Here is a 25670-nt window from a genome sequence, read left to right on the forward strand (position 1 = left end):
TTCAGGAATGCGCTGGCACGGCACGCGTGGCAACGGCTTTGGCGACGACGCGATCACTGGCGCCGGGCTTGAGAAAAATCGTCAGCACCACGGACAGCAGCAGCGCGCCACTCATCAACAGATACGAAGCGCCGGGCGAACCGGTGGAGCTGTTCAGATAACCGACCAGATACGAGCCGCCGAACGAGCCGAGCGCGCCCATGCTGTTGATCAGCGCCATGGCGCCACCGGCAACGTTGGCCGGGAGAATCTCCGGGACGATGGCAAAGAACGGCCCGTAAGGTGCGTACATGCAGGCGCCGGCAATCACCAGCAGTGTGTACGACCACCAGAAATGCTCAGCACCGAGTGCGTAAGAACCGTAAAACGCGATGGACGCGATCAGCAGCGGCGGCCAGACAAAGCGTTTGCGCTTTTGCAACTTGTCCGAACCCCACGACACCACGAGCATGCCGATCACCGCCGCCAGATACGGCAGCGCCGACAGCCAGCCGGCCTCGATCATGTCCATTTGCGCGCCGGCCTTGAGGATCGACGGCAGCCACAGCACAAAGCCGTAAACACCGATGCTCCAGCAGAAAAACTGCAGCGCGAGAATGATCACCTTCGGCGAACGGAACGCCTCGGCGTAGTTTTTCACCGCTTTCATGCCGACCTGTTCGGCGGCGAGCGCGCTCTCCAGATCCTGCTTTTCCTGGTCGTTGAGCCACTTGGCCTCGGACGGACGATCATCGGCCAGGCGCCACCAGATAAATGCCCACAGCACCGCCGGCAAACCTTCGATGATGAACATCCAGCGCCAACTGAAATGCTGCACCAGATAGCCCGAAACCACCGACATCCACAGCATCGTCACCGGGTTGCCGAGAATCAGAAAAGTGTTGGCCCGCGAGCGTTCGGCACGGGTGAACCAATGGCACAGATAGACCAGCATGGCGGGCATGACAGCGGCTTCGACCACGCCGAGCATGAAGCGAATGACGATCAGCCAATAGGCGTTGGAGACCACGCCGGTCAACGTGGCGAGACCGCCCCAGAGAATCAGGCTGACGAAAATCAGCTTCTTCACGCTGTGTTTTTGCGCGTAGATCGCACCCGGCACCTGGAAGAAAAAGTAACCGAGGAAGAACAGCGCGCCGAGCAGCGAAGAAAGGCCCGGGGTGATCATCAGGTCTTCGGCCATGCCCGATGCGGCGGCGAAGCCGTAGTTGGCGCGATCGAGATACGCCAGGCTGTAGGTGATGAACACGATCGGCATGATGTACCACCAGCGGCGGGTGGCGAGGGTTGCGGTTTTCATGGGTCTTGCTCCTGAGCTTGTTGTTTTTGTCGCAGCAGGTTCAAACAACTTCTCGTTCCCACGCTCTGCGTGGGAACGCCTCTAAGGACGCTCCGCGTCCTCTGTGACGCGGAGCGTCACGGTATGCATTCCCACGCTGGAGCGTGGGAACGATCGATCAAGTTCTGCCCGGGTCGGCAACCCCTCCATATCCCCGCGACTCTGCACCGCCCGACTGCCAATCCAGTTCGCCCGCTGCACTGCCTCGGCAAAACTCTGATGCTCGAGCAGGGCGCTGATCATCCCCACCGCAAAACCGTCACCGGCACCGACCGTGTCGACCACATTGGCCACCGGCACGCCGGCAACAAAACCCTGATCCAGTTGCGTGCGGTAGTAGGCGCCTTGCGGGCCAAGCTTGATCGCCACCGCTTCGGCACCTTGATCAAGATAAAACGCAGCAATGTCCGCAGGGTCTTCGAAACCAGTCAGCAAACGACCTTCACTCAACCCCGGCAACACCCAATGGGCGAGAGCGGCGAGGCGGTTGATCTCGCCGATCATTTCGCCCTCGCTGGCCCACAGGCTCGGGCGCAGATTGGGATCGAACGAGACGCTACGCCCGGCATTGCGCATGCGCGTCATCAGTTCGAAAGACATCTCCCGCGCCGAGGCCGAGAGCGCTGGAGGAATGCCGGTGGCGTGCAGATGCCGAGCACTCAGCAAACTGGCCGTGATCGACTGCGGCGACAGATGACTGGCCGCCGAACCGCGTCGGAAATACTCGACCTGCGGGTCGCTGCCATCGTCGTTGCGCGATTTGAACTGGAAACCGGTCGGGTGCTGTTTATCCACGTCAACGTGGCTGCAATCCAGACCTTCCTTGATCAAGGTCTCGACCACAAAGCGCCCGAGCGAATCATTGCCGACCCGGCTCAGCCACGCGACGTTGAAACCCAGACGCGACAGCCCGATCGCCACGTTGCTGTCAGCCCCGGCGATGCGTTTGTGAAAGTGTTCGACCGTTGCCAGATCACCGGTCTGCTCGGCGACCAGCATCGCCATGGTTTCGCCGAACGAAAGAATATCGATCTCAGACATGGGCAGGCTCCAGACGGGATCGGCCGAGGCGGGCGAGGGCGGCGACATGCTCGGTGGTCAGTTGCACCAGATCGTCACCCTGCAACGGGTATTCGGCCGCGCGCATAACGCCTTGGGCCATGTGTCGCAACAGTTGTTCCCACAGATGCAAATCGCTGACGGCGGGCGGCACCGCGACCAGTTTGCCGTCGGCGCGACGGGCCACGGCTTTACAGTGCACATAGCCGACATGCCGGCCGAGTAGGCGGGCGGCGCTGGTGGCGGACTGGTCCTGCCACTGCCAGTTGCCGATGTCGAAGGTCATCTTGATCGCCAGGTTGTGCTGCTCGACGGCGGCGAAGAAGCGCTGAAATGGCTCGATGCGCCCGCCCTGTAAAGTCTGGTCGTTTTCCACCAGCAACTGCACCGGGCTGTGTTTCAAACGTTCGGCCAAAGCTTGCAGATCATTGTTGTCGGTGAAGTAGCCGAGGGAGACTTTCAGCCATTTTGAACCGAACGCTTCGGCCTGTTTCAGCGCGGTGATCAACTCGGGGTTCGGCTGCGCCTGACCGGCCAGCCACAGTTCGGTGGGCGAGGAATAGATGCTTTGCAGGCCCTGCGCCTGAGTGGCCTCGGCCAGTTGTGCAGGGTCTTCTCGCGTCAGCAATTCTTCACGCCATTCGATGCGATTCGCCCCGGCGGTGGCCAGCACATCGATGAAGGATCCTTGACCGCGCTGGCGCACAAGCTCGGCACCGTAGCTGGACAGGCTGATGGAAACGTCGGGTTTATTCATTGTTATTGACCTCTGAAACCGGTTTCATTTTTGTTCAAAAAAATATCAGACCGTGATGTATTGTTTTTGCGGGCCCCTTCGCGAGCAGGCTCGCTCCCACATTTGGAACGCGGTCACCTGTGGGAGCGAGCCTGCTCGCGAAGGCGTCAGATCAAACACCACCAACCTCAAGGGTCGATCCACGCTCAACCAGCACCGGCGCAAAATCCACCACCCGCGCCACCTCCTCATCCCCACGCAAGCGCTTGAGCAGACACGCAAACGCCCGCGCGCCTATCTCTGCCGTCGGCTGAGCCAGCGCGGTAATCCCGCTGCCCACCAACGGATACCAATCCAGATCATCCAGGGCAATCAGCCCGACATCCTCGAACAACCGCGAGCCCATCGCCCGCAATGCCGTCGTGGCTGCCAACGCCGCCACGCCATTGGCGCAAAACAGCGCTTTCGGACCGTTGCCAGGAGTGTTTAAAAAGGTGCGAAGTTGGCTTTGCAGATCATCGCCGGTTTCCAGTACCGCCCCAGCCAAATCCGAACGCTGGGCAATCTGCGCCTGAAAACTGCTGACCCGCTCGATCCGCGAACTGGTGCCGTCATACGGTTCAGTCACCAACACCAGATCCCGATAGCCACGTTGCTGCAGATGCGTAAGCGCCATCTCGACAGCCTGCGGGTTGTTCAACCCAACCATGTCGCTGTCGAGACCGTCGACCTTGCGATCCACCAGCACCAGCGGCATCTCGCGGCGCAACTCGTGCAGTTCGTCACGGTGATGGCCCAGCGTGTTCACGATCAGCCCTTCGATGTTGTACGAGCGCAACAGCGCCAGATGCTGGCGTTCCTGCTCGTCATCGCGGTCGGTGTTGCACACCACCAGGCTATAGCCGTGGGCACGGCAGGCGGTTTCCACGCCGTGCATCACGGCAATCGAATAAGGGTTACGGATATCGGCCACCAGCATGCCGATCAGGCGGGTACGCCCGCGTTTCAGACCGCGAGCCATCTGGTTGGGGCGGTAGCCGAGTTCGCTGATGGCATGTTCGATGCGCAAGGCAATGGCATCGGAGAGCAGGGCGCGGTCATCGCCTATGAAACGCGAGACGCTGGCCTTGGACACGCCGGCGCGTTCGGCGACGTCGAGCATGGTCACGCGGCTGCGCTGGGCGGCGGAGAAGTCGTTCACGGTCTGAAACCTTGTTATTGGATTTATAGGTTCAATGTCTGCAAGCAGCGCTGAAACCGGTTTCAGGAAACACCAAAAACAAATCTTCCGTCAAGTGAATGATCACCTGTCAGCGACTGGCAGCCGACGGGCGGGGCTCCGTCAGCCGAACAAACCGGCAGCGATGTTGATCGAAAAGCCCAGAATCGCGGTGTTGAACACGAAGCCGATCAACGATTGCGCCAAGACGATTTTGCGGATGTCGCGGGTGGCCACGCCGACATCGGCAGTCTGCACGGCCACGCCGATGGTGAACGAGAAGTACAGGAAGTCCCAATAATTGGGAGTGGTCAGCCCTTCGGCGAAGCGCAGCGCCGGTTCCTTGCCATCCCAGGTGTAATACAACCTCGCGTAGTGCACGCAGAAAATCACCCCGATCAGCAGCCACGAACCAATCACCGTCAGCGCGGTGAAACCGTAATGCATGAGCTTGCGCGTAGTTTCCAGGTCCTTGCTGCCGGCCAGTTCGAAGGTGATGGTCGCCAGACTCGCCAGCGCAGCGATGCAGACCACGAACAGCACCAGCCCGGCGTTTTCGTCTTCGACTTCAGCGATGCGTTTGACGTCCGGAGCCTTGGCGCGCACGGTCAGCCAGAACATCAGGATCAGGTAAGTCCAGACGCCAGCGTTCCAGCCAATGAGGATTTTGCTGACGATGGAATCGGCGGGGACGAGGAGTCCGGTGGCGAGGCCGAGGAGGGCGGCGGCAGACAGGCGAGGGTGGGTGCGGGCGAGGAAGCGCATGGGGACTCGATGGGCCAAGGTGGTTCAGACACCTTAGCCCAGCGATGGCGGATATGACCACTGGCTCAAGTTTATGACGATCCATGTGGGAGCGAGCCTGCTCGCGAAGGCGTCCGGTCAGTCAACATTGATGTTGAATGTACCGACGCCTTCGCGAGCAGGCTCGCTCCCACAGTTTGGATCAGCGGGGTTTGGTGAAGCGTTGTACGAGTTTCATGACGACCACGAAGAACACGGGCACAAAGATCACCGCCAGCGTCGCGGTGATCATGCCGCCAATCACGCCAGTGCCGATCGCTTGCTGGCTCGCCGAGCTTGCGCCAGTGGCAATCGCGAGTGGCACCACACCGAGAATGAACGCCAGCGACGTCATCACAATCGGCCGCAGACGCAAACGTGCTGCCTGCAACGTCGCATCGATCAGATCGTGACCTTCGTCATACAGGCTCTTGGCGAACTCGATGATCAGGATCGCGTTCTTCGCCGACAGACCGATGATGGTGATCAGGCCGACCTTGAAGAACACATCGTTGGGCATGCCGCGCAACGTCACGGCCAGCACCGCGCCGAGCACGCCCAGCGGCACCACCAGCAACACCGAAGTCGGAATCGACCAACTCTCGTACAGCGCCGCCAGACACAGGAACACCACCAGCAACGACAGCCCAAGCAGGATCGGCGCCTGGTTGCCAGACAAGCGTTCCTGCAACGACAGCCCTGTCCATTCCTGACCCAGACCTTTCGGCCCCTGCGCTACCAGACGTTCGATTTCCGCCATGGCTTCACCGGTACTGTGCCCCGGTGATGGTTCGCCGGAAATCGCGATTGCCGGATAGCCGTTGTAACGGGTCAACTGCGCCGGGCCCTGAATCCAGTTGGCCTGCACGAACGCCGACAGTGGCACCATGTGCCCGGCGTTGTTGCGCACGTGCATTTTCAGCAGATCGGCGACCTGGCTGCGCTGATCACCTTCGGCTTGCACGACAACGCGCTGCATGCGCCCTTGATTGGGGAAATCGTTGATGTAGCTGGAGCCGACGGCAGTGGACAGCACATTGCCGATATCAGCAAACGACACGCCCAAGGCATTCGCCTGTTTACGGTCAACGATCAATTGCACTTGCGGCGCTTCGGCCAGCGCGCTTTCGCGCACGTTCATCAGCACCGGGCTTTTCTCGGCTGCCGCGAGCAGTTCGCTGCGCGCCTGCATCAGTGTTGCGTGGCCAAGGCCGCCGCGATCCTGCAAGCGGAACTCGAAACCGCTGGACGTACCGAGGCCATCCACGGGTGGTGGCAGCACCGAGAACGCCATGGCGTCCTTGATCTCGCTCAGCGCGATGTTGGCGCGATCGGCAATCGAGCTGGCGGAATCATCACTGCCACGCTGCGACCAGTCCTTCAGCGTCGAAAATGCCAACGCTGCGTTCTGGCCGCTGCCGGAGAAGCTGAAACCGAGAATCACCACACTGTCGCTGATCCCTGGCTCGCCGGCGTTATGCGCCTCCAGCTGTTCAGCCACGGCCACCGTCCGATTCTTGGTGGCGCCGGGCGGCAGTTGAATGTCGGTGATGGTGTAACCCTGATCTTCCACCGGCAGGAACGAGGAGGGCAGGCGCGCAAAGCACAGGCCCAGCCCGACCAGCAACACGACGTAAATCAGCAGGTAGCGGCCGCTGCGTTTCAGCGCATAGCCGACCCAGCCTTGATAACGATCGGTCAGGTGCTCGAAGCGACGGTTGAACCAGCCGAAGAACCCGGACTTCTCGTGATGCTCACCTTTGGCAATCGGCTTGAGCAATGTTGCGCACAATGCCGGCGTCAAGGTCAGCGCGAGGAATGCCGAGAACAGAATCGACGTGGCCATCGACAGCGAGAACTGCTGGTAAATCACCCCGACCGAGCCTTGCATGAACGCCATCGGAATAAACACCGCGACCAGCACCAGCGTGATGCCGATGATTGCGCCGGTGATTTGCGTCATCGCTTTGCGCGTGGCTTCCTTGGGCGACAAACCCTCGGTGGCCATGATCCGTTCGACGTTTTCCACCACCACGATGGCGTCGTCGACCAGAATGCCGATGGCCAATACCATGCCGAACATGGTCAGCACGTTGATCGAGAAACCCAGCGCGAGCATGGTCGCGAATGTGCCCATCAAGGCCACCGGCACCACTAGCGTCGGGATCAGCGTGTAGCGCACGTTCTGCAGGAACAGGAACATCACCGCAAACACCAGCAGCATCGCTTCGCCCAAGGTGTAAACCACTTTGGTGATGGAGACTTTGACGAATGGCGAGGTGTCGTACGGGATCTTGTATTCCACGCCCGCCGGGAAGTAGCGCGCCAGCTCATCCATCTTCGCCCGCACCAGCGTCGCGGTGTTCAGCGCATTGGCACCGGGCGATAGCTGCACGCCGACGGCGGTGGACGGCTTGCCGTTGAGGCGCGTGCCGAACTGGTATTCCTGACTGCCGATCTCGACCCGCGCGACGTCACCGATGCGCACGGTCGAGCCGTCGCGATTGGCTTTCAGCACGATGTCGGCGAACTCTTGCGGCGTCGACAACTGACCCTTTACCAGAATGGTCGCAGTGATTTCCTGGCTCGACGGATTGGGCAGGTCGCCGATGCTGCCGGCGGAGACCTGAGCGTTCTGCGCGACGATGGCTTCATTGACGTCAGCCGGTGTCAGGTTGAACGCGATCAGCTTCTGCGGATCGATCCAGATGCGCATGGCCCGTTCGGCGCCATACAACTGCGCCTTGCCGACACCGTCCAGACGCTTGATCTCGTTCATCACGTTGCGCGCCAGATAATCACTGAGCGCCACGTCATCGAGCTTGCCGTCACTGGACGTCAGGGTGATCAGCAACAGGAAACCGGACGAAACTTTTTCGACCTGCAAACCTTGCTGATTCACTGCCTGCGGCAGGCGCGACTCGACCACCTTGAGGCGGTTCTGCACGTCGACCTGCGCCAGTTCCGGGTTGGTGCCCGGCTGGAACGTGGCTTTGATCGTCGCGCTGCCGAGGCTGCTTTGCGATTCGAAGTACAGCAGGTGATCGGCGCCGTTAAGCTCTTCCTCGATCAGGCTGACCACGCTTTCATCGACGGTCTGCGCCGAGGCGCCCGGGTACACAGCGTAGATTTCGATCTGCGGCGGGGCGACGTCGGGGTATTGCGCCACCGGCAACTGCGGGATGGCCAGCGCACCGGCCAACAGGATGAACAACGCGACGACCCAGGCAAACACCGGGCGGTCGATAAAGAACTGCGGCATAGAAAAGCGTCCTGCTTACTGACCAGAGGTCTGGGCAAGTGGAAGAGGGGTGTCGTCGATCTGCACGGTTTCGCCGGGACGGGCGTGTTGCAGCCCTTCGATGACGATGCGGTCGCCGGGCTTGAGGCCGCCGGTGACGATCCAGCGATTGTTCTGCACCGCGCCCAGTTGCACCGGTTGCTCGGCGACGCGCATTTGCTCATCGATGGTCAGCACCTGAGCAATGCCGGCGCTGTCACGCTGTACGGCGCGTTGCGGCACGGTAATCCCGTTCTGAATGGTTGCCTGCTCCAGGCGCACGCGAATGAAACTGCCCGGCAGCAAGTCGAGATCCGGGTTGGGGAATTCGCTGCGCAGAATGATCTGGCCAGTGCCCGGGTCGACGGTGATGTCGCTGAAGAGCAATTTGCCCGGCAGCGGATACAGGCTGCCGTCATCCTGAATCAGTGTGGCTTTGACCTGATCCTGGCCGACTTCCTGCAGCTGACCGGAACGAAACGCACGGCGCAATTCGTTAAGTTCACGGGTCGACTGGGTGAGGTCGGCGTGAATCGGATTTAGCTGTTGAATCAGTGCCAGCGGCGTGGTTTCGTTTTGCCCGACCAGTGCGCCTTCGGTGACCAGTGCACGACCGACACGGCCGGAAATCGGCGCGGTGACGGTGGCATAACCCAGATTCAGTTTCGCCCGTTCGACGGCCGCCTTGTTGGCTGCAACGTCAGCGGCGGTCTGCCGGGCATTGGCGCGTGCGTTGTCATAGTCCTGACCGCTGATGGCTTTGTCGTCGATCAACTGGGCGTAACGCTGCTCTTGCAGTTTGGCCTGGAAGGCATTGGCTTCGGCCTTGCGCAGCGCGGCTTCGGCGCTGTCGAGGTCAGCCTTGAACGGCGCCGGGTCGATGCGGAACAGCACGTCGCCTTTTTTCACGTCGCTGCCTTCGCGGAAGGTGCGCTGCAAGACCACGCCGGCCACCCGTGCGCGTACTTCGGCGATGCGTGGCGCGGCGATGCGGCCGCTGAGTTCGCTGCTGATCGACAGGGGATGCGCTTCGATCGTCTCGATACGCACCGTGGCCGGTGGCGTCTGATCCTCTGCCTTCGAGGACGAATCACAGGCGCTCAGCGTCAGCGCCATCGCGATCAGGCCGAGCCCGGCCAGCAGTTTGTTCGACATGTACAACCCCCAATATTGATGTCCGCATCCTACGGGCAGACGCCGAGATTAGCGGTGAAGCTTTGTAGGCGCTGTGTGAAATTGTGTAAGGGTTTTGCTCAGGGATGGGCGAGGGCGTATATCCTTCAGGTCTTGAAATTTATTGCGACAGATAGATAGCTTTCGCGAGCAGGCTCGCTCCCACAGGGGATCGCATTCCAAGTGTGGGAGCGAGCCTGCTCGCGAATGGGCCTTATCGGTCGCCACAGCACTTTCTGGATCACCCCATGCCCAACATCCTCCTGGTCGAAGACGACACCGCCCTCGCCGAATTGATTTCCAGCTACCTGGAGCGCAACGGTTATTCCGTCAGCGTGATCGGCCGTGGCGACCATGTGCGCGAGCGGGCGCGAGTCAATCCGCCGGATCTGGTGATCCTCGACCTGATGCTGCCCGGCCTCGATGGCCTGCAAGTCTGCCGCTTGTTGCGCGCCGATTCAGCGACGCTGCCGATCCTGATGCTCACCGCCCGCGACGACAGCCACGATCAGGTGCTGGGCCTGGAAATGGGCGCTGACGATTACGTGACCAAACCGTGCGAGCCACGGGTCTTGCTGGCGCGAGTGCGTACCTTGTTGCGCCGCAGCAGCCTCGGCGAACCACTGACCGCCAATGACCGCATCCTCATGGGCAATCTGTGCATCGACCTGTCCGAGCGCACCGTGACCTGGCGCGATCAACCGGTCGAGCTGTCCAGCGGCGAGTACAACCTGCTCGTGGTCCTGGCCCGCCATGCCGGCGAAGTGTTGAGCCGCGACCAGATCCTGCAGCGCCTGCGCGGTATCGAATTCAACGGCACAGACCGTTCGGTGGACGTGGCGATTTCCAAGCTGCGCCGCAAGTTCGACGACCACGCCGGCGAAGCGCGCAAGATCAAGACCGTGTGGGGCAAGGGCTATCTGTTCAGCCGTTCCGAGTGGGAATGCTGAACTGATGTTTCGCATCCTGTTTCGCCTGTATCTGGTGACGATCGTCTCCTACAGCGCGGCGATTTATCTGGTGCCGGATCTGGTGGTCATGGCGTTTCGCGAGCGTTTCGTCACCTACAACCTCGACTATTCGCGCGGCCTGCAATCGCTGATCACCCGGCAGTTTCACGCGGTGCCGCAAGCGCAGTGGCCGGCGCTGGCGGCGTCGATGGACAAGGATTTCCAGCCGCTGCACATCGTTCTCGCGCGGATCGACGATGCCCAGTTCACCGCGATCGAGCAGGAGCGCCTACGGCGGGGTGAAAACGTCGTGCGCATTGGCGATTGGGGCTGGCGCACGCTGGCGGTGACGCCGCTGGACGACATCTCGGCCGTGCAAATGGTCGTGCCGCCGGACCCGATGGACGTCAATCTGTTGTACTGGAGCATCAACGTATTGGTCGGCGCCACGCTGCTCGCCTGCCTGCTGATGTGGTTGCGCCCGCACTGGCGTGATCTGGAACGGCTCAAAGGTACCGCCGAACGCTTCGGCAAGGGCCATTTGAGCGAACGCACGGAAATTGCCCCGAGTTCCAACATCGGCAGCCTTGCGAACGTCTTCGACACCATGGCCGGCGATATCGAAAATCTGCTCAATCAGCAACGTGACTTGCTCAATGCGGTCTCCCACGAGCTGCGCACACCGTTGACGCGGCTGGATTTCGGTCTGGCGCTGGCGCTCTCGGACGATTTGCCGGCTGCCAGTCGCGAGCGCTTGCTGGGACTGGTCGCGCATATCCGCGAACTCGATGAGTTGGTGTTGGAGCTGTTGTCATACAGTCGCTTGCAGAACCCGGCGCAAATGCCAGAGCAGGTCGAGGTATCGCTGGATGAGTTCATCGATAGCATTCTGGGCAGTGTCGATGAAGAGCTTGAGTCGCCGGAGATCGTCATCGACGTGTTGCTCCACGGTCAATTGGAGCGGTTTTCGCTCGATCCACGCCTGACCGCGCGGGCGATCCAGAATCTGCTGCGCAATGCCATGCGCTATTGCGAGAAACGCATTCAGATTGGCGTGCAGGTCAATGCCGAGGGCTGTGAGATCTGGGTCGATGATGACGGCATCGGGATTCCCGATGACGAGCGTGAGCGGATTTTCGAGCCTTTCTATCGACTGGATCGCAGCCGGGATCGGGCGACCGGCGGGTTTGGCCTGGGCCTGGCGATCAGCCGCCGTGCATTGGAGGCGCAGGGCGGCACGTTGACGGTTGAGTCTTCGCCGTTGGGCGGCGCGCGGTTTCGGCTGTGGTTGCCATCACTCGTCTGATCGAGTGTTGCCCAGCGCTGGCGATCCGATGAATGGTCGCAGTTTCGCTAAATACCTGTCAGATCTGACAGTTGCGGCTGCCAGTGCGGAGGTATCAGATGTCAAGGACAGGTTTCTTGTCCTTTTCAATCACGGATACCTGCACACCAAAGGACTGACTCATGGCCGCACCAACCCTCGAAAAGCCTGTGGTTCCAGGCATGAAGCAACCGGTTTCTACTCCTCAGGCTGCCGAGGTGGGATTGCCTCTGGCGCTGACGTATCTCTACCCCGAAGGCGTCAAAGTGGTCATTGACCCGCCGCCCACTGCGCAGGCGGACGACACACTGGTCCTGCGCCTGAACGGTGATGCAGTTGCCACTAAAGTCATCATGGCGGGCGAGGACAATCAGCATGCCAGTCTTTACGTGCGTGCAAAGCTTTGGCAAGACGGGCTCAACACGCTTGAGTACGGACTTGAGCGAGCCACTGTCGAGCTGGAAACCTCATATCCGGTGCGGATCTGGTTTCACAGCAAGCGCCCGGGCCTGGTGGATCGGTTTCCGGAGCAGGACGGGCACTCGGAATTGGCGCTGGAGATTGCGCAGTCGATTCGCGATGAAGGCGTGAATGCCAAGCGAGCCCGCGAGGGGGTCGAAGTCGCGTTGTTTTATCCATTGATGAGAGCGTTCGATACGCTGCTGCTCGATTGCAACGACGTAGTGTTGAGCCGTGTCGTGACCCAGGCTGAAGCGGACCTCGGTCAACCGCTGGTGATCACAATTGATGAGGCAACCTTTATCGCGGCGGGAGACAGCCCGGATTTTCGTGTGAGTTACACCGTGCTCGATTGTGTGGGCAATGGCCCGGATACGAACAGTCCAGACTCGGCGAGTCAGTTCCTTTACGTCAACCTCAAGGGCAATTGGTTCGAAGCGCCGATTATCAGCGAGGATCCCGCCGACGCCGAAGATGATCCGGATACCATTGACCTGCAAAAGCTCGATGGCAGGGCCGCCACTGCCCAGGTTTATGTATCTCGCAACTGGTTGAAAGGCGATGAGATCCAATTGCGCGCGCGCTTCCGTGATGCGAAGGGTAGCGAGGAGTCTTTGACACTGACCGAAACAGTGAAGAACACACCATTCATGTACTCGATTCCGGTGCCAAACAAGTATTTTGCTGATGCCGCGGGTGGCGCGGCAGTTTTTTATTTCACGCGGGTGAGTGGCGATATTTCACTGGATCGTTCAGAGGCGATCACCGTCAGTATTGTGGGGGCCGCGACATCAGACCTGCCGCCGCCGACATTGGTCGGCAGTGGCTACGAACTGGATCCGTTCGGTTTTGCAGAGGGCGTCTATGCGCGCGTCGAGTTTACGGATGCGCGCAAGGGCGATATGGCCAGGCTTGTGCTTGATGGCGTTCCAGGGCTTGGTTCGCCGCTTTTTCAACCGGTCAGGTTCAACAACAATCAACGTGCCAACTTCCTGATCAAACCGCAGGTGCTGGCGGCTAATCACGGTAAAACGCTGAAGCTGTCGTGGGAGTTGATACAGGCCGGAGGTACTCGAATGTCAGCCGTACGCAATGTCATCGTGCGGCGCATTGAACCCGCCGACAGGCGTCTGCCAAGCCCCGATATTCCTCAAAGTCTGGGTAATACGCTTGATCTGGGCGCATTTACTGGCCCCGGTCAGGCGACCTGCAAACCTTGGCCGGCAATGGCTGTCGGGCAATTGCGCTGGTTTCGCGTGTATGGCATCGGGCACGATAATTTGCCCTATGAAATTCCGATCGCCCGCGAAGCCCCGGTGACGGAGCCCGAAGTCAATGCCGGCCTGGACAATACCCTTCCTCGAGAACTGCTGCTGAAGTTCAAACCGGGCAGCATGCTATCGGTAGAGTTGATGGTTGCGTTTGCGGGGAACAAGGACGACAGCGACGCAGTGCTGTTCCAAAGGGTTGAGTACGAGGTTCTGAACCTGCCTGCCACGCTGTTGGAAGATTTCGCCCTTGCCCCGGCGCAAGCCGTGAAAAAGGGCGGTGTGATGGAAACCGCAAGCCTGCAGTTCACTTTCGTCTCAGGCGACGGTGAATGCGCAATCATGCCCCGTGACGAAATCGGTGAGTCGTTTGCGGGGCGGATTGACGGCCAGGTATTGAGCATTGGTCGCGATGCCTTCGGCACAGAACCGGTCGTGGTTGAGTTGGAACTCAAGAACGCCTGTACGCGAATCAGCTTCTGGCAGGTGAGTGTCAACTACGAGAACAGCGTTGTAGAGTATTTTTCTGCCGACAAGACATTGCTCGGCAGCAAGAAGCTGGGCTCGTCCTACGGCGTGCCGATGAGTGTGCTGTTTGCTGCGCCTGCAATCAAATCGATCAGGATCAACTGTCCCACTGCCGACTGGTTCTCCGTGGACCGCATCAAAGTTGATTACTGATCAGCCTCTGGGCCATGCCTTGCAGCAGTGATGGCGGGTTGTAACCGATCAGCACCAGGCTTTCGCCTTGACCGACGCGTTTGCGGGCAAGCACGCTCCCACAGGTTAGGTGGTTTTCACAAATTTCGTGTACGACACCAACATTGTGGGAGCGAGCCTGCTCGCGAAAGCGCTGGGTCAGTCGCCATCTTCTGCGCTCGGTGTACGCGATATCGAGACGGCGAAGGTCTGCAGCTTTCTTACGCTTTCAGTAGTTGTGAGCGCAGCAGTCCCGCATGCTGTTGCAGTTCCGGCGCAGAGTTACGTCCGATCAGCATCCACGCGTGCTCACGTTCAGTCCAATACACCACGTTCATCTCTCGACGACGCTCATGGGCCAACGGCTGACTGCCGCTGTTTGAGCGCGTGACACACAGCGCCAGTGGCCCGTGTTTCGCATCCAGATAAACGATCTGCGCAATGGGCACGCCGTCGTACTCAAGCATTTGTGCCCGTTTGAATTCGGCGCCCGGCAACTTCAAAGTGGCTGGCGAAAGATTCAGGCCAAGACGCGTATCGACCGTACGCAGTTGCGCTCGTTGGGAGGCGTCGTCGGTGGGCAGATGATCGAGCGTCTGCGGCACATACAGCGCCATGTAATCGCCCACCAGTGCGCGCCAGTTGTTCGATTGCGTGGCATGCCAGCCGAGGAATAACCGGTCGGCCAACACGCCACCGGCCAACAGCGCAGCGGCGGCGCCACCGATAAACCAGCGGCGATTGAAGCCCGGAGGCTGCGGCGCTGGAATGGCGTCCAGCCGCGCTTGCAGGCGATCCAGCGGTGCCTGTTGCGCCAGTTCGTCATAGGCGTTCTTGTACGGCAGGTTGCTGCGGCTGAGCCATTGCACGCGCAGACTGAGCAACGAGTCTTCGGCAATGGCGCTGTCGAGTTGATGGCGATATTCCTGCTCGAGTTCTCCGTCGAGGTAGGCGACCAGTTGCTCATCCGAAGGTGTGTTCATGAGCGGTCTCCTTCGGTGGGTTTCGGCACTGCCTGCAACGGCGGGTATTCGGCGAGTTTGAGGCGGGCGGTGGCCAGACGGCTCATCACCGTGCCGATCGGCACTTGCAGGATTTCGGCGACTTCGCGGTAGGACAAACCTTCGACATAGGCCAGATAGACGGTTTCGCGCTGGGTTTCGGGGAGCGCATCGACGCGGCGGATCACTTGCGCGGCCATCACGTGAGTCTGCGCGGCGTATTCACCATCGAACGCCAGTTGGCCATCGGCATCCACCTGGCCCGCGCCCTGACGCACGCGACGAGCGCGCACTTCGTTGAGCCAGATCGAATGCAGAATACTCAACAGCCAGCGATCCATGCGCGTGCCGGCCACATATTGAGCCGAACGTTCCAGCGCCCGCACACAGGTAGCCTGCACCAGATCCTCGGCCACATGCCGATTGCGCGACAGCAGCAAACCGTAACGCCACAAGCGCGCCAGATGCTGTCCGAGTTCTGCTCTGAATGGCTGATCGTTGACGATGATGGCGGCCCTTATAAGTGCTCAGGTTTTCGATGAATCGTTGATGGCTTCGGCCAGGTCCTGGTATTCCTCGCAAGACGTGCCGCAAATCGATTGGATCTGCTGCAACTGCTCCTGCGCCAGATCGACGCGACCTTTGATCACATAGGCCTCACCGAGGTATTCGCGCACTTGCGCGTACTGCGGATCGAGTCTCACCGATTGCAGGTAATAACCGATGCCCTCGTCAGTGCGCCCCAGTTTGCGCGTGGCGTAACCGCGATAGTTGAGAGCCTTGGCGGTGCTCGGTTGCTTCAGTGTGTCGAGCAGCGCCAGGGCTTCTTCGTAGCGACCGGCCTTGGCGAGGCGGTAGGCATAATCGGTACGGTCGGCATCCGAAAGAGCTTTGCTGACTTGCATCACACACTTCTGCGTTTTGCTGTCCCAGACCTGGCCTTTCGGGCATTCGGGCTTCTGCACTTCTTCTTCATCACCATTGGCCAAGGCCAACTGGCTGGCCATCGCCGCGACCAGCAGCAACGGGGCGGCGAACATAACGGAACGGATAGTCATGGGCAAGGCTCCACAGGGGCTTATGTTTCACTTTGAACACCACAGGGTGAATTTTTATTCATTGCTTTATCAGTGACTGTTCAAGTTCAGCGTAAATTCAAGCGCTATGCTCGGGAGCGTCTGCCGTCGATCCGATGTTTTGCCGTAAGGAGAGTTGCCATGACCGATCACGTCCATCATTCAGCCGCTGCCGGCTACAAAAGCGCTGCCGACACCTACGTCAAAGGGCGGCCGGACTATCCGCCGCAGGTCAGTGAGTGGTTGACTGCGACGCTGGGCCTGGATGGGCATAAAACGGTGATCGATCTGGGCGCCGGCACCGGCAAGTTCACCGGACGTCTGGTGGCGACGGGGGCGCAAGTGATCGCCGTTGAACCGGTGGCGCAGATGCTGGAAAAACTGTCTGACGCCTGGCCCGATGTGCTCGCGGTGAGCGGTACGGCGACCGACCTGCCGTTGCCGGACGCTTCAGTGGATGTGGTGATTTGCGCGCAGGCGTTTCACTGGTTCGCCAGTACCGAGGCGCTGAGCGAAATCGCTCGAGTACTCAAGCCGGGTGGCAAGTTGGGGCTGATCTGGAACTTGCGTGATACCGCAGTCAGTTGGGTGCCGAAACTGGATGCCATCGTGAACGCACTGGAAGGGGACACGCCGCGCTATTACACCGGCGCCTGGCGCACAGCATTTCCGCACCCGGCATTTGAGAAATTGCAGGTTGAACAGTTTCATCATGGTCATACCGGCTCACCGGAAGACGTGATCTTCAACCGCGTGCGCTCCATCAGTTTCATCGCCGCGCTGCCGGATGCGAAACGGGCGAAAGTCGATGAGCAGATTCGTGCGTTGATTGCCGCCGAGCCGGAACTGCGCGGCAGGGATGTGGTGACGGTGCCGTATGAAACCGCCGCGTTCATTGCCGTAAAAAAGGGCTGAATGCCACGACATTCCAGTGTAGGAGTGAGCCTGCTCGCGATAGCGGAGTGTCAGTCACCTCATCTTTGGCTGACACTCCGCTATCGCGAGCAGGCTCACTCCTACAGGGGTTTCAGGTGTTCATAGTATCTGGCTGCACTTTGCCACCGCCTTCTGTTTGCGCTCGCGAACCCCACGCACCACCAGATACAACAACGGCCCGATCGACACAAAAACCGCCGTCAGCAACAAATAAGGCACCACCGACCAGACCGACTGCCCACGCGATCGGGCATCCTTGACCATCCACACCCCGGCCAGTGTGGCCAGCAGATACAGGTCAATCACCACCTGCGCGGTGTCGGGCCGCGACATCAGGCTGATGCCAAAGTCGATCAACGACTGTTCGGCCTGGAGCATCACCGAAACGGTGTAACCGCTAAAAGCGAGCAAAGCCGCGAGGGGCAGGGCGATAGACATCATGCAATCCTTCCTTGGTGTGATGAGAGAGTCGCCAGACTAACGTCGCCACGCAAAATTGGCCATTGACTTGCCACTGGCGCGCAGGCTAATTTCCAGCCCATGACTTCGACTGTATCGCGTTGCCAGCCAATGATTATTACCGCCATTCCTCATTTGGCGGGCTAGCTCACGACTGCAGCACCCAACCCGCCCTAGAGGCGGGTTTTTACTTTCTGTCTCCGGGGTTCTGAAAAATGTCAGGAGACGACCATGCCGCACAGCCCCGACCAGCAAACCCTGCTTGAGCACTACGTGAAAAAGATCCTCGCCGCGCCGGTGTACGACCTCGCGGTGCGCACGCCTTTGCAAGCGGCGCCGGCGCTGTCGGAGGCGCTGGGCAACCGGATTCTGCTCAAGCGTGAAGACCTGCAACCGACGTTCTCCTTCAAGATCCGTGGTGCCTACAACAAACTGGTGCAATTCAGTGACGAGCAAAAGGCGCGCGGAGTAATCACCGCATCGGCCGGCAATCACGCGCAAGGTGTGGCGCTGGCAGCTCGCGAACTCGGGATTGCGGCGACCATCGTCATGCCGGCGACGACGCCGGAACTGAAAGTGCTGGGTGTGCGCAGTCGTGGCGCTGAAGCGCTACTGCACGGCGAGAGTTTCCCGTTCGCGCTGGCCCACGCGCTGCAACTGGCGGAACAGACTGGACGCACCTTCGTGTCTCCATTCGATGACCCGGAAGTGATCGCGGGGCAGGGCACCGTGGCGATGGAAATCCTTCGTCAGCATCAGGGCACACTGGATGCGATCTTCATCCCGGTGGGCGGTGGCGGTCTGATCGCCGGCATCGCGGCCTACGTCAAATACCTGCGCCCGGAAGTACGGATCATCGGCGTCGAATCAGAACACTCCGCGTGCCTGAAGGCTGCGCTGGAAGCCGATCAGCGTGTCGTGCTGCCCAATGTCGGTACGTTCGCCGATGGCGTGGCGGTAGCGCAGATCGGCGCGTTCGGGTTTGAGGTTTGCCGCTTTTGCGTCGACGAGGTAATCACCGTCAGCAACGACGACCTCTGCGCGGCGATCAAGAACATTTACGACGATACCCGCTCGATCACCGAGCCTTCCGGCGCCTTGGCCGTGGCCGGGATCAAGCAGTACGTAGCGCGAACCGGGGTGCGCGAGCAGACATTCGTGGCGATCGACTCGGGCGCCAATATCAACTTCGACAGCCTGCGCCATGTCGCCGAGCGCGCCGCGGTGTGCGGTGTCTCGGCATGATCAGGCTTACGGCAGCAAGGGGCGCAGGAAGCTGCGCTCGTAGCTGACGATAAACTTCTTCTCGACCAGGCTGGCCACCAGTGCGGTGCTCTCCGTATCGGTCAGCGCGATGTGCCGATAGCTTTCGTAATCCGTCAGCGACGGAAAACTGAACAGGCAATAAGCGATATTGTTCGCGCCTTCGGACGGCAGGAAGTAGCCGTGATGAGTGCCGCCCAAGCGCTCGACGATGCCGAGCCAGGCCTTGGCGTAGGCCTCGAACTCAGGCAATTGGTACGGATCAATGACATATCTGACGTGGCAAGTAATCAAGCAGCGAACTCCTTGTTCGGGTTATTCCTGCAGGGCTGTACCGACTTTGTCCGACGCCGACCAGATGCGATAGCGCACTTCGACCTCCGACGGTGCGTACACCACGACCGGCAACTTGCTGTTGTACCGCAGCATGAAGCCGTCACCGACGACAGGCACGAACGCGCGTTTCTTCTGGCTGCCGGGCGGGCAGGCCATCATCGTACTCATCGGCCCAATGACCTTTTCCAGTCGATAGAACGGATAACCCCAACCTTCAAGATTCTTCTCATCGAGAACACCGCCCAAACGCTGGCGGTTGCAGTCCACTTCCAAAGTTTTGCCGGCGAGGATTTCAACCTGGAAGTTCTCTTCCTGCTCTTGCTTGGGCAAGTGAATGACCTGACGGGTGAACCCGGCTTCAGCCTTCGGGTACGGCGCGACGTCTTCAAGCTTGGCGGCGTGGGCGAGTGTAGACAGGCAGGCGATGAACAAGCCGGTGGTCGCGTAGACGCGTAAAGAACCCATGGAAGCCTCCGTGCGGGTGTAGGGTGGATAACGGGCATTCTTACCGTCATGGGCCGTGATTGCAAACCAGCGTCGAGTTGCAAATTGCAGTACCCGTCGAGGCCATTCTTGCAATTTGCAAGTAGCCAAATACTGGCACCGCCGCCAAGTGCTTGATTTCATGAGGGTGAAAATGAACCGATGAAAGGCACGCTTTATGCGTCTTTTCAGTGCGGCGCACCGGCCTTGGGCGCCTACACTCCAATGGGCATTTCGCAGTACCACCGCTTGTCGCGCCAGGGAAACAGCGGGGACACACCCGTGCAGGGGCAGCAACGGTCAGCGTGAATACTTGATTGGCATCTCAAAGTAAGGAGAGGGTTTCGCCATGTTTCTGTCTGCCTTGGAACTACGCAATATCATTGAAAGCAGTTTTCTGCCAAAACGCTGCCAGTGCACGCTGTCGCCGGACTTGTCGATGACCGTCAAGGTTTTCGGCGATCACCAGACCGATCAGGTCGATCTGCTGGTCAGTGGCATCGACGCCAGCCATCTCAATGGCTGTCGTGAAATCAACGAACTGATCGCCGGGCTGCGATCCGATCTGAACCAGCAAACTGTGCAACATCACTACAGCCCACGCTCCAGAGTCGTCTAACGCACCGTTTCACCCAGTTCGACCGTCACGCGCCGGGCCTGCACAAAACCAAGGCCCAGCGCGAACTCGACCAGCACCGCGAGCAAAATCCCGGGGCCGGCATGACCGTTCAGCCATTCCGCAAAACCCAGCACCGCCAAACCAAAACAACCGACGATAAACCCGTTGCTCAGCGCATTGCGCCCCAGCGACGGCGGTGCATTGCGCACCAGATAAAACATCACCCCCAACGCCGCAAACAGCACCGCACTGCGCCGCGCGACAAACCCGGCACCTTCGGAGTACTCGATGCTCCAGATCGCCAGCAGGCTCTGCGGGAAAACGCCCCAGGCCAGCGCCAGCAAAAAACACAACGAACACGTGAAGCCCGACAACGTGCGAAACGACAACTGCATGGCGAATCCTTGCGGCAGTGAGGAGGGCTCCGAGCATAACCGCCGAAACACCCCACGCCTACCGCAAACCCGCAAATCAGACGTTTCTGTCAGTTCTGGAAGTTGCACGCGTCAGACAATTTCCGGTAGCTGATTTCCTCAGGCTTACCGGCGTTGTCGATGTACTTCATGTCGGCCGTCACCACTTTGCACGTTTGTGTTGGCGGCTCGGTCAACGACACCACTTTGGCCACATGCAGCGGCATGCCGTACTCATACGGCACGGCTTTGGACGTGGCAGAGGTGTCATTGGCCTGGGCCAGCGCGGCAAACGCGGTGCAGGCGAGGGCGGCGCTGAGCAATAAAGGACGAATGTTCATGAAAGGACTCCCGTGTGGCGGTTCTAGAGTTCGGCGTGATTCAGCCGAACCTGCCGCACTGGGCAACAGCCAGAATGGTTGAGGGCGTGCGGTTCAGTAGAGTTTTTGACCGCGGCGTTAAGGGATGGTTAACCAAGCTGAACGCCGGCTGTCAGGGAGTGGGGTGGTTTTCTCAGGAAGGTTTGGCGAATTCCTACAACGGCTGGTGCCTTGTCTGCTTTCGGCGGCTGGAGGGGGCGGTTATTGTCGGTTGCCGCTGCAAAATCAGTGGTTCGGGTTTGGTCACCTGAGAAAAGTTCATTGCATATGTGCCATCATTCGCACCGCTCGGATTTCTTGATCCGTGGAGTGCATTGCTATGGCGGCTGTGTGCAGGACGCCTTCGGGCGAGCTGAGTTTTGAACTGTTCTCGGTTGACCAAGCCTGTACACGGCCGCCTCCCACCGTTTGGTCACGGCTATGGCGGTTACCTTCTAATACAGTTGAGTAATCAGAATGCCAATAATTAAACTGCTACAAAACCGCTATCTCCCCCTCAGCAGCAACGTCACCGAAACCCCGACATTGCTCATCGACACCCAAGCCAACCCGAAAGACATCCTCGAAGCCGCCGTCCAGCGCATCCGCGCCGCCGCCGACCTGCTCGAAACCCTGCATTGCATGTGCTTCAAGCACGCCGACGTGCAGGACATTCCACACATCACCCATGCGCTGTACCTGCTGACGCAGGATGGCAATGATTTGCTGCAGGTGGCGCAGCAGCAGATGTTGAGTTGGAAGGCGCCGGTTTGATGAGAAATTGAAAGGACTCAGCCACGGGGCGGAGTGAGAAACGACCCGTGTTTCAGCGTGGTAAGGATTCCGTTGAGTGAGGACGCGGATCCAGCACCGTCGATGCCCACTCCAACTCGATACGATTGTTCGGCAGAAAATAGACATGCAACGTGTCATCGCCACGGTTGCGTGAAGGCAAGTGCACTTGCACTTCGTGTCTTTCGATCTTCATTCCCAGATCCTCTTGAGCTTTAGACATGCTCAGAACCCACGCAACCTTAGCGGTGTTGCCATTGATGCTCCAACAGCAGGTCACCCCTCCATTACCGCCCCAGTGACCATTTACCCAATAGCTGCCGATGGGACGATCAGTGTAATTGTGGGATGTAAGGGCAGCACCGGGCGTACGAACACGGTCATGAATTAGAGATGTCACAAAAGCGGCCAGCAGCACTGTCGCGCAGATCAATATCTTCGAGCGACTGGACATGGGCGTCTGACTGAATCGCATATTCTTACTGCGCCTCACTGTTTTCCGAAACAGCTTTGGTTGGTCGGGGTTCAAATGGGCTAAACAAGTCAGGACTCCATCCGAGCCGTACTTTATTACCCGGATCAAAGCGCACATGCAGGTACTGATCGTGTGGGCCACGCTGGGGAAGCGAAAGCTGAACTTCATGGCGCTCTTCTACCGCGCCCTGTATTTGCTGCTGTTTGGTCATGTCCAATATCCAAGTGACTTTGGCTGTGTCTCCCTCAAATTTGGAGCAGCACATTATTCCACCGCCGCCGTTGGCAAAAAGGTTCCCACCCCAAAATCCATTGACCCAGAAACTGAAAATCGGTCGCACCATGTGGTTTTCCGAAGTCATCATTGCACCTGGCGTGCGGAACAGTGCGAGGATTTTGGGGGTGGCGTAGCTAAGCAGCAATGCCAGTACAGCTAGGGCTATTCGTCTTCGTCGCCATGTGTGTTTCCGGCTGGCGTCCGCAGCAATATCTATCACGCGCATAAGGTCCAAAGCAGAGAGTTGTACTTATATTCTACGGCTGGATTCTGTTTTGAGAATGACAATGCCGATCAGTTAAGGACCGGTCGTACTCGGTTCAGAATCAAATGGGCTGATCAAGTTAGAACTCCATTTCAGCTCAACTGCGTTTCCGGGTAAAAAACGAACGTGCAGATAATCATCGCCTCGTGCTCGATGAGGTAGAGGCACGTTTAACTCGTGATATTCTTTCTGCACACCTTTCCTTAGCTGATCGCCAGTTCGGCCGAGAGTCCAGGTAACCCGAACCGATTTCCCTTCGATTTTCCTGCAACAAACAATCCCTCCGCCGCCCATTGCAGAAAGATTGCCACCCCCAAAATCATTTACTGAAAAGAAAGAAATTGGGCGATCCGTGTAATTCGATGACGTCAGCATGGCACCAGGAGTACGTAGTAGCTCCAGAATTTTCGGGGTGGCGTAGCAAAATAGTAAAGCCACCACACTAAGAACTATTTTTCGTCGTCGCCAGCTTTTTCTGAGGTGTGTATCTTTCAAAATATCGATCATGTAGCCTTCGGGTTCCTGGCTTGAGATCTAGAAACTTAGTATTTTAGATGACGCTTAATTATTTCTTGCTTGAATTTTTAATATTTCAACCATTTTATCTGCCAAGTTTCTCTGGAAAGAAGGAGAGCGGTGGGTGAGTGGTTTTCCATTCCTCAGCGACAGCTGTTGAGCTTTCTATCTGTTGAGATGTCATTTTGCTTCCAATTTCTTCGAGAGTATCTTGAACGAAATCTTGAATAGCGCCTCCACCATCCAGCTCTTTCAGCAAGCTAATCAGTGCATAACCTTTAACAAGGTCTAGGGTATAACCAACTTGGTCAGGCGCATGGGCAATGTAAGAGCCATAACTGCTAATTGCTTTTTGATCGCCCGTTTCAGCTGCTGCCTGAAGCCAATGGCGCACCCCTTCAAGATCGCCTTTCTTATACAGGATCTCAATGTATTCCATCATTGCTTTTGGGTTGCCGCCTTCAGAGGCAGCTTTCAGCCATTTGCTGATGGCCTCATCACGTTTTCCAGGTATAAGAAAAAATCCCTCACCTTGTCGATCACCGACGGCCATCCAATATTGCGCGAGCGCATAACCTGCGTTTGCAGATTTTTCCAACCAAGTACGATCGGAAGTTATTTCATACATTAAATACAAAGACTCAGGGGTGTCTGTGCTTGATGCTATTTTTTTAGCCTGAATCAACCAATCGGCGCTTGATTTTTTACTCGCGGGACAATTGGTCATTTTTCTGCAGAGGTCATCGTTTTGGCGGCCTAGCTGAATCATGGCAAATATAGAACCATTATTCGCAGCGGTTTCGTACCATTGCTGCGATTCAGCAGTCATGTACCGGCTTCGCTTTCGAAGTGCCTCGGCAAAGTAATACTGTGAATTCACATTTCCCGAATCGGCCTCTTTTTTTAGCTCGCGAATCGCCAAGTCTAATTTTAGCTGGTTGTATAACACCACTCCCAGGGTTGATTCATTTGTTTGCGAATGTGCTGAGCTGTTTGCAGAAAGAGCGGCGATCAGCATTACTATAATAATTCTAAATGCTCGCACTGCTATCAATAACCTAGCTTGTCAGGGTAAAACGAGAGAGGCGAATGGTTGGCCTTCCACGTTTTTGCGAGCTCTTTTGCTTTTTCTATTTGCTCTTTTGACATGTTTTTTTCTATGCCGGTTAATGTGTCATTGACGTCTCGTACTACATTGCCTCCACCATTAAGTTCCAGCAGATTTGACAGTAAAGCATATGATTTTATTGGGTCGAATGCGAAACCGTATTTTGAGTTTTCTTCGCCTATGTAGGATGCATATCCAAATACACCTTCTACGTAGCTCGAGTCAGCTGCTTTTTCGTTCCAGGTTCTGAACGAGGCTAAATCATTTCTTTCGATCATGATTGCGGCTAACCCCATCATTGCAAGTGGATAACCATTTTCAGCAGACGCCTTCATCCATCGTTCGATAGCTTGGTTGCGTCTCGAGGGTAGTAAAAATGAACCACTTCCTTCTTGGTACTTCGTCGCCAGACGGAACTGCGCAAATGCAAATCCGTTCTCTGCTGACTTCTCCAGCCAGTCATCATTGCCTGTCATTTCATATAATAGGTACATTGATTCGCTATCTCCCTGCGTTGCGCGTTGAATTGCAAGGCTTTTAGCTTTAATTACCCAGCTGCTAGGAGAGTCTTCACCTGGTGGACAGTTTTTCATGGTTGAACACAAGTCGTCTTCAATTCTCCCAAGGCGAATCATAGAGTAGATATTCCCCTTTTTTGCGGAGCTTTCGTATGCTTTTTTAGCTTCCGGAGTCATGTGGCGGTTATTTTTTCTTAACGCTTCGCCCAGATAGTAGAGCGCCTCGTCATCTCCGCCGTCAGCGGCGGTTTTCAAAAAATCGATCGCAGAAATGGCTTTGTATTGATTGTAGAGTTCAATGCCCTGGATTTTTGCCTGAAACTGTTCGTGCGTAAGAGCAGATGATTCGGTTGCTATTATAGTTAACAATGTTAACGCCGCAGTCATTAGTTTTATTGGTATCTTTGCTGAATTCATGGGTGGTTGTTTCTTCTCTGCGGAAGTAAGGGGGGCGGTTAGGCTTCGATTAAAATTCGGCGGTCCGCG

Annotated in this window: 27 protein-coding genes and 1 pseudogene; 8 read left to right on the plus strand and 20 right to left on the minus strand. The window is 58.0% G+C overall.

Going from position 1 to position 25670, the window contains the following annotated elements; genetic code table 11:
• Position 1 precedes the first annotated feature (1 nt).
• The 7 genes from QOM10_RS13410 to QOM10_RS13440 all read right to left on the minus strand — a co-directional run bounded on the left by QOM10_RS13410 (position 2) and on the right by QOM10_RS13440 (position 9571).
• On the minus strand, positions 2 to 1300 hold the full coding sequence (locus tag QOM10_RS13410; protein WP_316918245.1) for an MFS transporter: 1299 nt from the start codon (positions 1298 to 1300) through the stop codon (positions 2 to 4).
• An 81-nt stretch (positions 1301 to 1381) separates the two neighbouring features.
• On the minus strand, positions 1382 to 2380 hold the full coding sequence (locus QOM10_RS13415; protein WP_316918246.1) for a sugar kinase: 999 nt from the start codon (positions 2378 to 2380) through the stop codon (positions 1382 to 1384).
• A complete protein-coding gene (locus QOM10_RS13420; protein ID WP_316918247.1) occupies positions 2373 to 3155 on the minus strand; it encodes a TIM barrel protein in 783 nt (260 codons plus the stop codon). The genes QOM10_RS13415 and QOM10_RS13420 overlap by 8 nt, the downstream gene beginning before the upstream one ends.
• 151 nt (positions 3156 to 3306) lie before the next feature.
• Complete coding sequence (locus QOM10_RS13425) at positions 3307 to 4335, minus strand: LacI family DNA-binding transcriptional regulator (RefSeq protein ID WP_127927227.1); 1029 nt, start codon at positions 4333 to 4335, stop codon at positions 3307 to 3309.
• 141 nt (positions 4336 to 4476) lie between these two features.
• Positions 4477 to 5118, minus strand: coding sequence for a DUF1345 domain-containing protein (locus tag QOM10_RS13430; RefSeq protein WP_034154234.1), 642 nt, complete (start codon positions 5116 to 5118; stop codon positions 4477 to 4479).
• 181 nt (positions 5119 to 5299) lie between these two features.
• Positions 5300 to 8398 (minus strand): efflux RND transporter permease subunit, encoded by a 3099-nt coding sequence (locus QOM10_RS13435; protein WP_150752087.1) that lies wholly within the window; start codon positions 8396 to 8398, stop codon positions 5300 to 5302.
• A 15-nt stretch (positions 8399 to 8413) separates the two neighbouring features.
• Positions 8414 to 9571 carry an efflux RND transporter periplasmic adaptor subunit gene (locus tag QOM10_RS13440; protein WP_316918248.1) on the minus strand — a complete coding sequence of 386 codons (1158 nt, stop codon included), beginning with the start codon at positions 9569 to 9571 and terminating at the stop codon, positions 8414 to 8416.
• 266 nt (positions 9572 to 9837) lie between these two features.
• Here QOM10_RS13440 and QOM10_RS13445 point away from each other — a divergent pair, with 266 nt between their 5' ends.
• From QOM10_RS13445 to QOM10_RS13455, 3 genes are all read left to right on the plus strand, one after another.
• Positions 9838 to 10539, plus strand: coding sequence for a response regulator transcription factor (locus QOM10_RS13445; RefSeq protein WP_007912171.1), 702 nt, complete (start codon positions 9838 to 9840; stop codon positions 10537 to 10539).
• Between the two features lie 4 nt (positions 10540 to 10543).
• A complete protein-coding gene (locus QOM10_RS13450; RefSeq protein WP_316918249.1) occupies positions 10544 to 11845 on the plus strand; it encodes an ATP-binding protein in 1302 nt (433 codons plus the stop codon).
• Between the two features lie 161 nt (positions 11846 to 12006).
• Positions 12007 to 14271: a hypothetical protein gene (locus tag QOM10_RS13455; protein WP_316918250.1), complete on the plus strand. Its 2265-nt coding sequence runs from the start codon at positions 12007 to 12009 to the stop codon at positions 14269 to 14271.
• A 239-nt stretch (positions 14272 to 14510) separates the two neighbouring features.
• Here the strand turns inward: QOM10_RS13455 and QOM10_RS13460 are convergent, their stop codons facing one another.
• The 3 genes from QOM10_RS13460 to QOM10_RS13470 all read right to left on the minus strand — a co-directional run bounded on the left by QOM10_RS13460 (position 14511) and on the right by QOM10_RS13470 (position 16348).
• Positions 14511 to 15272, minus strand: a complete 762-nt coding sequence (locus QOM10_RS13460) for an anti-sigma factor family protein (RefSeq protein ID WP_160039790.1) — start codon at positions 15270 to 15272, stop codon at positions 14511 to 14513.
• Complete coding sequence (locus QOM10_RS13465) at positions 15269 to 15754, minus strand: sigma-70 family RNA polymerase sigma factor (RefSeq protein WP_160042518.1); 486 nt, start codon at positions 15752 to 15754, stop codon at positions 15269 to 15271. Before QOM10_RS13465 ends, QOM10_RS13460 begins: the two co-directional genes overlap by 4 nt.
• Positions 15755 to 15817: 63 nt before the next feature.
• On the minus strand, positions 15818 to 16348 hold the full coding sequence (locus QOM10_RS13470) for a tetratricopeptide repeat protein (protein ID WP_150775568.1): 531 nt from the start codon (positions 16346 to 16348) through the stop codon (positions 15818 to 15820).
• A gap of 159 nt (positions 16349 to 16507) precedes the next feature.
• On the opposite strand from QOM10_RS13470, the gene QOM10_RS13475 reads away from it, so the two are divergent.
• On the plus strand, positions 16508 to 17281 hold the full coding sequence (locus QOM10_RS13475) for a methyltransferase domain-containing protein (RefSeq protein ID WP_316918251.1): 774 nt from the start codon (positions 16508 to 16510) through the stop codon (positions 17279 to 17281).
• A 120-nt stretch (positions 17282 to 17401) separates the two neighbouring features.
• On the opposite strand, the gene QOM10_RS13480 is transcribed toward QOM10_RS13475, so the two are convergent.
• The gene (locus QOM10_RS13480; protein ID WP_316918252.1) at positions 17402 to 17743 is read right to left on the minus strand and encodes a DUF2834 domain-containing protein; all 342 of its coding nucleotides are present in this window, start codon (positions 17741 to 17743) and stop codon (positions 17402 to 17404) included.
• Between the two features lie 249 nt (positions 17744 to 17992).
• Between QOM10_RS13480 and ilvA the strand changes: the two are divergent.
• Positions 17993 to 18982, plus strand: a pseudogene (ilvA, locus tag QOM10_RS13485) (threonine ammonia-lyase, biosynthetic); the annotation flags it as partial.
• A 30-nt stretch (positions 18983 to 19012) separates the two neighbouring features.
• On the opposite strand, the gene QOM10_RS13490 reads toward ilvA, so the two are convergent.
• Together QOM10_RS13490 and eco are read right to left on the minus strand one after the other, a co-directional pair.
• Entirely contained in the window at positions 19013 to 19318 is a 306-nt protein-coding gene (locus tag QOM10_RS13490) for an NIPSNAP family protein (protein WP_095120900.1), read from the minus strand.
• Between the two features lie 21 nt (positions 19319 to 19339).
• Positions 19340 to 19825 (minus strand): serine protease inhibitor ecotin, encoded by a 486-nt coding sequence (gene eco, locus QOM10_RS13495; protein ID WP_095120899.1) that lies wholly within the window; start codon positions 19823 to 19825, stop codon positions 19340 to 19342.
• A gap of 367 nt (positions 19826 to 20192) precedes the next feature.
• On the opposite strand from eco, the gene QOM10_RS13500 reads away from it, so the two are divergent.
• Positions 20193 to 20462 carry a DUF1652 domain-containing protein gene (locus tag QOM10_RS13500; protein ID WP_007912157.1) on the plus strand — a complete coding sequence of 90 codons (270 nt, stop codon included), beginning with the start codon at positions 20193 to 20195 and terminating at the stop codon, positions 20460 to 20462.
• Here QOM10_RS13500 and QOM10_RS13505 read toward each other — a convergent pair.
• Positions 20459 to 20857 carry a hypothetical protein gene (locus QOM10_RS13505; RefSeq protein ID WP_186621487.1) on the minus strand — a complete coding sequence of 133 codons (399 nt, stop codon included), beginning with the start codon at positions 20855 to 20857 and terminating at the stop codon, positions 20459 to 20461. The genes QOM10_RS13500 and QOM10_RS13505 overlap by 4 nt on opposite strands.
• An 89-nt stretch (positions 20858 to 20946) precedes the next feature.
• On the minus strand, positions 20947 to 21216 hold the full coding sequence (locus QOM10_RS13510; protein ID WP_127927250.1) for a DUF2790 domain-containing protein: 270 nt from the start codon (positions 21214 to 21216) through the stop codon (positions 20947 to 20949).
• A 14-nt stretch (positions 21217 to 21230) separates the two neighbouring features.
• Between QOM10_RS13510 and QOM10_RS13515 the strand changes: the two genes are divergently transcribed.
• A complete protein-coding gene (locus QOM10_RS13515; RefSeq protein ID WP_316918254.1) occupies positions 21231 to 21506 on the plus strand; it encodes a hypothetical protein in 276 nt (91 codons plus the stop codon).
• Positions 21507 to 21711: 205 nt separating this feature from the next.
• The gene (locus QOM10_RS13520; protein WP_316918255.1) at positions 21712 to 22008 is read left to right on the plus strand and encodes a hypothetical protein; all 297 of its coding nucleotides are present in this window, start codon (positions 21712 to 21714) and stop codon (positions 22006 to 22008) included.
• A 52-nt stretch (positions 22009 to 22060) separates the two neighbouring features.
• Here the strand turns inward: QOM10_RS13520 and QOM10_RS13525 are convergent, their stop codons facing one another.
• The 5 genes from QOM10_RS13525 to QOM10_RS13545 all read right to left on the minus strand — a co-directional run bounded on the left by QOM10_RS13525 (position 22061) and on the right by QOM10_RS13545 (position 25601).
• On the minus strand, positions 22061 to 22618 hold the full coding sequence (locus tag QOM10_RS13525; RefSeq protein ID WP_316918256.1) for a DUF3304 domain-containing protein: 558 nt from the start codon (positions 22616 to 22618) through the stop codon (positions 22061 to 22063).
• Complete coding sequence (locus QOM10_RS13530) at positions 22506 to 22997, minus strand: DUF3304 domain-containing protein (protein WP_316918257.1); 492 nt, start codon at positions 22995 to 22997, stop codon at positions 22506 to 22508. Before QOM10_RS13530 ends, QOM10_RS13525 begins: the two co-directional genes overlap by 113 nt.
• A gap of 78 nt (positions 22998 to 23075) precedes the next feature.
• Positions 23076 to 23549, minus strand: coding sequence for a DUF3304 domain-containing protein (locus tag QOM10_RS13535; protein WP_080762028.1), 474 nt, complete (start codon positions 23547 to 23549; stop codon positions 23076 to 23078).
• A 94-nt stretch (positions 23550 to 23643) separates the two neighbouring features.
• Positions 23644 to 24576 (minus strand): tetratricopeptide repeat protein, encoded by a 933-nt coding sequence (locus tag QOM10_RS13540; RefSeq protein WP_150775561.1) that lies wholly within the window; start codon positions 24574 to 24576, stop codon positions 23644 to 23646.
• 32 nt (positions 24577 to 24608) lie between these two features.
• Positions 24609 to 25601: a sel1 repeat family protein gene (locus QOM10_RS13545; RefSeq protein ID WP_316918258.1), complete on the minus strand. Its 993-nt coding sequence runs from the start codon at positions 25599 to 25601 to the stop codon at positions 24609 to 24611.
• Between the last annotated feature and the right edge of the window lie 69 nt (positions 25602 to 25670).

It is taken from the genome of Pseudomonas sp. P108, assembly GCF_032613195.1.
Taxonomy (GTDB): Bacteria; Pseudomonadota; Gammaproteobacteria; order Pseudomonadales; family Pseudomonadaceae; genus Aquipseudomonas.